This is a genomic window from Plasticicumulans sp. (assembly GCF_035331805.1).
In the GTDB taxonomy this organism is placed as follows: Bacteria; Pseudomonadota; Gammaproteobacteria; order Competibacterales; family Competibacteraceae; genus Plasticicumulans.
Map to the genome: position 1 here is coordinate 1 of NZ_DAOLKE010000036.1, position 7303 is coordinate 7303.

The 7303-nt window shown below is 71.1% G+C and carries 9 protein-coding genes; 8 read left to right on the top strand and 1 reads right to left on the bottom strand.

Annotated elements, in window-relative coordinates; translation table 11 throughout:
• The 3 genes from PKE44_RS04590 to PKE44_RS04600 all read left to right on the top strand — a co-directional run.
• Positions 1-1217 (top strand): hypothetical protein (locus PKE44_RS04590; RefSeq protein WP_324548518.1); only part of this gene is annotated, 1217 nt, incomplete at its 5' end.
• Between the two features lie 360 nt (positions 1218-1577).
• Positions 1578-2225, top strand: a complete 648-nt coding sequence (locus PKE44_RS04595) for a glutathione S-transferase (protein WP_324548519.1) — start codon at positions 1578-1580, stop codon at positions 2223-2225.
• Positions 2226-2348: 123 nt separating this feature from the next.
• Complete coding sequence (locus tag PKE44_RS04600; RefSeq protein WP_324548520.1) at positions 2349-3020, top strand: glutathione S-transferase family protein; 672 nt, start codon at positions 2349-2351, stop codon at positions 3018-3020.
• Between the two features lie 3 nt (positions 3021-3023).
• Here the strand turns inward: PKE44_RS04600 and PKE44_RS04605 are convergent, their stop codons facing one another.
• Positions 3024-4013 carry a bile acid:sodium symporter family protein gene (locus tag PKE44_RS04605; RefSeq protein WP_324548521.1) on the bottom strand — a complete coding sequence of 330 codons (990 nt, stop codon included), beginning with the start codon at positions 4011-4013 and terminating at the stop codon, positions 3024-3026.
• Between the two features lie 100 nt (positions 4014-4113).
• Between PKE44_RS04605 and PKE44_RS04610 the strand changes: the two genes are divergently transcribed.
• The 5 genes from PKE44_RS04610 to PKE44_RS04630 all read left to right on the top strand — a co-directional run bounded on the left by PKE44_RS04610 (position 4114) and on the right by PKE44_RS04630 (position 7274).
• Positions 4114-4950 carry a helix-turn-helix transcriptional regulator gene (locus tag PKE44_RS04610; protein ID WP_324548522.1) on the top strand — a complete coding sequence of 279 codons (837 nt, stop codon included), beginning with the start codon at positions 4114-4116 and terminating at the stop codon, positions 4948-4950.
• Positions 4951-5022: 72 nt separating this feature from the next.
• Positions 5023-5553 carry a hypothetical protein gene (locus tag PKE44_RS04615; protein ID WP_324548523.1) on the top strand — a complete coding sequence of 177 codons (531 nt, stop codon included), beginning with the start codon at positions 5023-5025 and terminating at the stop codon, positions 5551-5553.
• 85 nt (positions 5554-5638) lie between these two features.
• Positions 5639-5968: an antibiotic biosynthesis monooxygenase gene (locus tag PKE44_RS04620; protein ID WP_324548524.1), complete on the top strand. Its 330-nt coding sequence runs from the start codon at positions 5639-5641 to the stop codon at positions 5966-5968.
• Positions 5965-6411 carry a GNAT family N-acetyltransferase gene (locus PKE44_RS04625; RefSeq protein ID WP_324548525.1) on the top strand — a complete coding sequence of 149 codons (447 nt, stop codon included), beginning with the start codon at positions 5965-5967 and terminating at the stop codon, positions 6409-6411. Before PKE44_RS04620 ends, PKE44_RS04625 begins: the two co-directional genes overlap by 4 nt.
• A gap of 53 nt (positions 6412-6464) precedes the next feature.
• Entirely contained in the window at positions 6465-7274 is an 810-nt protein-coding gene (locus PKE44_RS04630) for an alpha/beta hydrolase (RefSeq protein WP_324548526.1), read from the top strand.
• Positions 7275-7303: the final 29 nt, after the last annotated feature.

The window sequence follows — 7303 nt, forward strand, 5'->3', positions numbered from 1 at the left end:
CGTGGCCGGCCGCCGCCTGCGCCTGGAGCGCCGCCGCCCTGCTGTGGCCGCGCCTGCCGCAGCGCCAGCGCCGGCAGGCGCTTGGCATGGCCGGCATCGGCGTTGCCGGCATGCTGGCAGGCGTGCTGTCCGGCGTGCCTGCGGATCTGCGCCTCGCCGCCACCGGCAACCAGACGCTGATCGGACTGCTCTGCGCCGTGTCCTTCCTGCGGCTGGTGACGATGCCGGACGCGCAGACCCGCAGCGAAGCGCTGCCGCGCGGGCGCACGGCGCTCTGGCGCACGCTGCTCGGCGTGCACCTCTTCGGCGCCGTCATCAACATCCCGGCGGTGTTCATCCTCGCCGACCGGCTGCTGCGCAACGGCCGCCTCGGCCGGCGCGCGGCGCTGGTGCTGACGCGCGGCTTCTGCGCCTGCACGTTCTGGTCACCGTTCTTCGCCGCGATGGCGGCGGCGCTGAACTTCGCGCCCGGGGCGCGGCTCGGCATCATCATCCTCACCGGCCTGCCGCTGGCAGCCCTGGCGCTGTGGCTGACGGCACTCGACACCGACGACGGCCGCCGCAACACGCGCGGTGCGGGCTTCGTCGGCTATCCGATGCACCTGCGCACGCTGGCGGTGCCGGGGACGCTGGTCGGGCTGGTGCTGGGGACGCACCTGCTGTGGCCGCAGACCGGCATCACGACCATCGTCACGCTGTATGCGCCGCTGCTCTGCCTCGTCGTGCTGCTCGGGCGCCGCGGCCGCGCGGGGCTGCACGCTTTCGCCGGGCACGCGCTGCGCCGCCTCGGTGACGGCGCGCCGGAACTGGTGCTGTTCCTCGCCGCCGGCCTGCTCGCCGCCGGCATCACCGGGCTGCTCGCCGCCACCGGCGGGCAGCTGCCGTTCGTGCGCTTCGGGCCGATCGAGGCAAGCCTGACGCTGCTGCTGATCGTCGCGGCGGCCTTCGCCGGCGTGCATCCGGTGATCGCGATCACGACCTTCGGCACCTGGCTCGCGCCGCTCGCGCCGGACCCGACGCTGCTGACCAGCACGCTGACGATGGGCTGGGCGATCGGCGTGCCGGCCGGACCGCTGTCGGGGCTGCACCTGTCGATGCAGGGGCGCTACGGCATCCCGGTGTTTGCGTTCCAGCGCTGGAACAGCCGTTACATCCCGAAGCTGCTGGCCGCATCGATCCTCGCGCTGCACCTGCAGGCCGCCCTGCGCGGTCTGTGACGGCTGCCGCGGGAGGGCGGACGGTTACAAACCGGGTGCGAGCCGAGCTTGTCAAGCACGCCCGGACCTTACAAACTCGTTATGACAAATACTTTGACAAATTCTGTAACATTCAGCACGTTATCAACCGACCGCCGGACTGGTCGCTGGCCCGGCGGCAGGAATGCCCGATCCGGGCCGACGAGGTGGTCAGCAGGGGTGGCGGCGGCAACGGGGCGCTGGCGCACACCTTAAAATTCCACACTCGCTGACGGTTTGCGCCGGTCCGGAAATTCCTGAATCATCCCGATACGTCTGCATCCGGATACAGCCGTGTCGCGCAAGGACAGCGATCTAACAACAACCCAGGGAGACCGCCCCATGAGTCAGATCACGCTCGTCACCGGCACCCGGAACAACTCCCCGTGGTCGCTGCGTCCCTGGCTGCTGATGCGCCAGCTCGGCATCCCCTTCGATGAGATCCGCCTGCCGATCGGTGCGCGCGAGCGGCTCCCGGATGGCGGTCGCTGGAGTCCGGAGTCCGGCATCCCCGTCCTGAAACACGGCGCGCTGACCGTGCGCGATTCGCTGGCGATCGCCGAATACCTGAACGAGGCCCTCGCCCCCGGCCGCGTGTGGCCCGCCGATCTCGCCAGTCGTGCCGTCGCCCGCTCGGTGTCCGCCGAGATCCACAGCAATTTCTCGGTGTTCCGGCGCGAGCTGCCGATGGATGTCGCCGGGCGCCACAGCCCGGTGCTGTCGGCCGACTGCCGTGCCGACATCGCGCAGGTGCAGTCGGTGATCCGGGACTGCCGCCTGCGCCATGGTCGCGGCGGACCCTGGCTGTTCGGCGAGTTCTCGGCCGCCGATGCGATGTACGCGCCGGTCGCCGTGCGTTTCCGCAGCTACGGCATCGCCACCGACAGCGCCGTCGCGGGCTGGGTCCGCGCCCTGCTCGAACTGCCGGCGATGATCGAATGGATCGACGATGCCCGCGACGAATCGGCCATCACCTGCGCGGTGGCCTGAAACCGGCCGGCCTGCACAAATCTTGACTTCCGGAAAGCTTCGCTGACGGGTGCGGGGTGCGGTGTCGGCTATGCTGGCAGGCTCCCGCGCCCGACGGGCGCAAGCGTACCGGTGTTGTCCGCCATGTCTCCGCCCCCCGCTCCCGTCCTTGTCATCGGCAACAAGAACTACTCCTCGTGGTCGCTGCGGCCGTGGCTGCTGCTGAAGCAGCTCGGCATCGCCTTCACCGAGGTCCGCCTGCCGCTCGACACCCCGCAGTTCGTCACCGAGATCGGCCGCTGGAGTCCGAGCGGGCGCGTGCCGGTGCTGCACCACGGGGAGCTGGTGGTCTGGGATTCGCTCGCCATCGCCGAGTACGTCAACGAAGTCCTCGCCCCCGGCCGCGTCTGGCCGAAGGCACTCGAAGCCCGCGCCATTGCCCGTTCGGTGGCTGCCGAGATGCACTCGGGCTTCGGGGCGCTGCGCAGCGAGCTGCCGATGAACATCCGCGCGCACCGGCGCGTCGAGCCCTCGGTCGACTGTAACGCCGACATCGCGCGGCTGCAGGCGCTGATCCGCGAAAGCCGCCTGCTGCACGGCGCCGACGGCCCGTGGCTGTTCGGCGAGTTCTCGGCCGCCGATGCGATGCTCGCGCCGGTCGCCTGGCGCTTCACGACCTACGACGTGCCGCACGACGACATCGTCGGTGCCTGGCTGTCGACGGTGCTCGAATGCGAGGCGATGCGCGCCTGGGCGAACGACGCGCGCACCGAAACCGAGATCATCGCCGCCGACGAGGCCGGCATACCGGTCTGAAGCTCAACGTGCCGGCCGGGCCGCGTAGCGTTCGGCCATCACCGAGCAGACGAACAGCTGCAGCGGGTGATAGAGCAGGATCGGCAGCACCACCAGCCCGAGCGCGGGGCTGGCGCCGAACAGCAGCTTCGCCATCGGCATGCCCGAGGCCAGCGTCTTCTTCGAGCCGCAGAACACCGCCGCCACCTCGTCCTCGACCGAAAAGCCGAACAGGCGTGCAGCGCGCCGGCTCAGCCCCAGCACGATCGCCAGCAGCAGCGCACTGCCGGCAAACGCCGTCGCGAGCACGCCGGCGCCGTAGTCCGACCACAGCCCGCCGGCCGTCGCGTCGCAGAACGAGCCGTAGACCAGCATCAGGATCACGCCGCGGTCGATCAGGCCCGTCCAGCGCTTGCGCTCTGCAAACCAGGCGCCGAGCCACGGCCTCAGCAGCTGCCCGAGCACGAAGGGCGCGAGCAGCAGGCCGGCGATGTTCAGGATCGCCTCGCCGGGGCCGCGCCCGCCCTCCCCGCCGTGAGCGACCATCAGGCTGACCAGCAGCGGCGTCAGCACGATGCCGAGCAGGCTCGACAGCGTGGCGTTGAAGATCGCCCCCGGCACGTTGCCGCGCCCGAGCGCGGTCATCGCCACCGACGAGGAGATCGTCGAGGGCAGCGCGCACAGATACCAGAAGCCGAGCATCAGCCCCTGCGGCACCCAGGCGCCGAACAGCGCATCGAGTGCGAGCCACAGCAGCGGGAAGACGAGGAAGGTATGCGCCTGCACCAGCGTGTGCAGCCGCCAGTTCAGCAAGCCCGCGCGCAGGCTCTGCATCGACAGCCCGATGCCGTGCAGGAAGAACACCGTGAAGATGCCGGCATTCGAGAGCGCATCGAGGTGCAGCGTGCCGCCGCTGCGCCCGAATTGCGGCGTCAGCACCGCGAGTCCGACGGCGAGCAGCATGCCGAGCAGGAAACGGTCGCGCAGCAGGCGACGCAGGTGAGGCAGCAGCATGGCGGAATCTCCGGCACCGGTACGGTCGCCGGGAACGCGACCGTCTGCCGGGCATACTGCGCAGGAACGGCCTGTCCGGTCGTCGCCGCGGGGTCAATCGATGTCGAATTCCGGCCATCTCGCGCCCGCCCTGACGCCACGGCCCGCCGATGCGCCCGAACGCAGCGTGCCGGCGCTCGAACGCCTGCCGCGCGCCGTCTACGCGCGCGCCGAATCGCTGCCGGCCGGCTCCTGGGTGCGTCCGCATCGCCATGACTGGGTGCAGTTGTCGTGGGCGCTCAGCGGCGTGCTCGAAGTGCGCACCGACACCGGCTGCTGGCTGGCACCGCCGCAGCGCGCGGTGTGGATCCCGCCCGGCACGCTGCACGAGGTCAATGCCTCGGCGCGTGCCGAGATGCGCAGCCTTTATCTTGATGCGTCACGCACTGCCTGGGCCCCGCCACGCTGCCGGGTGCTGGCCGTGAGCCCGCTGGTGCGCGAGCTGATCCTCGCGCTGAGCGCCCGGCCGCTCGAATACGACCCCGACGGACCGGCCGGACGGCTGGCGGAAGTGCTGCTCGATGCCATCGCCGAGCTGCCCGAACTCGACTTCGGCCTGCCGCTGCCGGCCGATGCGCGCCTGCGCCGGCTCTGCGAAGCCCTGCAGGCCGAACCGGCCGATGCACGCACGCTGCCCGAATGGGCGGCGCGCTGCGGCCTGTCCGAGCGCACGCTGACGCGGCGCTTCCGCCGCGAGACCGGCCTGAGCTTCGCCGACTGGCGCCGGCGCCTGCGCCTGCTGCTCGCCCTCGGCGCGCTCGAAGCCGGGCGCAGCGTCACCGCGGTCGCGCTCGACAGCGGCTACGATTCGCTTTCCGCCTTCATCGCTGCCTTCCGCAACGAGTTCGGCACGACGCCGAAGGCGCTGTTCGCACCGGCACCGGTGAACGATGGATGATTTGCGACTGATGATTTCCCGCATGGCGCGGCAGATGACCCTGCCCGGCCGTGCCTCCGCAGGGAGCCGCGCATGAGCACCGATCCTCTCCTGACCTCCGACTTCGCCGAAGCCCTGCTCGCCACGCAGACCGGGCCGCAGGCGCCGGCGACGCTGCGCTTCGACGCCACCCGCACCGGCCTGGCCTTCGGCGGCACCGTGCCGGCGGTACGCGTCTATGCCTTCGGGCCGGCCAGCCTCGCCCGTCACTGGCACCCCGGCTTCCCGACGCCCGCGCAGCTGGAATACGCGATCGCCGCCGTCGAGGACGAACTGATGCGCGTGCACCGCCACTGCGGGCCGCCGCCGTCGCTGGCGTCCGCCGTCTGCCCGGACCCGGAGCCACGGGCACTGGCCGCGAGCCTCGGCCTGCCGGGCAGCGGCCGCGTGCAACTGCTGCGCGAGGCCGTCGAACACGGCTTCGGGCGCCTCGCCGCCTGCGCCGAAGGCCGGCCGTCCGACAGCGGCGGCCTGCCGCAGGACACGAACGGCATGGCACTGCTGCTGATCCTGCGCGAACTGATGCACCACCTGCCGCTCGCCGCCCTCGAACTGCCGGCCTGAAGACACAGAAATCGTGGGATTGAGCCGGATCACGGCGTCGTCTAGTTTCTGTCCAAATCTTTAGCTTTGCGGACGGACTCCCTTGATGATCACGCGCATCCGGCAAGGCCGGACCCGTCCCGGGCAGGCCGGCGAGTACGAACCTCTGCTGCTCGAACACGTGTTTCCGGAGATCGCCGCCCGCGCCCTGTCAGGCTGGCCCGGCTACGAGCTGCTGCGCCGCGAGCGCAGCCATGAGGTCGAGTTCGTGACCATCATGCATTTCGACGATCAGGCCGCACTCCACACCTTCGATCACCTCGATGGATCAGCCGAGGGCGTGCCACCCGAAGCCCGGACGCTGCTCGCGCACTTCGATTCCCTGTCCTCGCACTACCGGACCGTCGCGGTCCGTGCCGGAGGTCACACCGCATGAACGCCGTCGCCAACCGTCTGTACCTGCGCCTCGCCCGGCCGGGCGATGCCGATGCGATCGCCGGCCTGATGACGCTGCTCGGCTATCCGGTCGAAGCCGGCGAGACCGCCGGGCGGCTCGAACGGCTGCTGCGTCATCCCGATGCCGCGGTGCTGGTCGGCGGCCTCGAGGACGGCCCGGTGCAGGGCTGTCTGGCGCTGCACTTCATTCCGCAGCTCGGCCTGGCCGGCGACTTCTGCCGCATCGCCTACTTCAGCGTCGCCCCGGCCGCGCAGGGACAGGGACTCGGCCGGGCGCTGGAGGCCGAGGCCACGCGCCTCGCGCAGCAGCGCGGCTGCGACCGCATCGAGGTGCACAGCCACGAGCGCCGCCACGGCGCGCACGTGTTCTACCGCCGGCGCGGCTACGAGGAATCGCCGCGCTACCTGATCCGCCGTCCCTGACCCGCCGACAGCCCGCGCGTCGCCGAGTGCAGTGACGCGCCGCCCCGCCCTTCATGAGCCTGCCTCCCCCGTCGGCGCCGTCGCGACGCACGCTGGCGCTGCTCGCCGCGGCCGCACTGGCACTCGGCTGGCTGCTGCTCGACACCGGGGTCGGTCCGGGGCGCTGGATCGAGGTCAACGGCCACGAGCTGTACTACGAAACCCGCGGCTACGGCCCGCCGCTGCTGCTGCTGCACGGCGGCGGCGACTCCGGTGCCGGCTCGTTCTCGCGCCAGTTCGATGACTTCACCGCCGCGCATCGCCTGATCGCCCCGGACCAGATCGGTCAGGGCCGCACGCCCGACGTGCCGGGGCCGCTCAGCTACACGGCGATGATGAACGACACCATCGCGCTGCTCGATCAGCTCAGACCCGGCCCGGTCGATGTGGTCGGCTACAGCGATGGCGGCATCCTCGCGCTGATGCTGGCCGTGCGCCGGCCCGATCTGGTGCGCCGCCTCGTGGTCAGCGGCGCCAATCTGTCGCCGGACGGGCTGACCGCGAAGGAACTCGCCGAACTGCGCACCGCGGTCGCCCGCGCCCGCGGCCGCAGCGATCCGACGCTCGGCGATCGCCTGAACACGCTGTGGCTGCATTCGCCGACCCCGGAGGAAATCAGCCCGGCGCTGCTCGCCGGCCTCGACAAGCCGGTGCTGGTGATGTCCGGCGATCGCGATGCGATCACGCTCGAACACACGCTGGCGATCTACCGCGCGCTGCCGAAGGCCGAACTCTGCATCCTGCCCGGCACCGGCCACGGCACCTTCGGCGCGCGGCCGCAGTGGGTGAACCCGATCATCCTCGATTTCCTCGGACGCAGCTGAAGCCGCCGGCCCGGCACGCCTGCCGCACG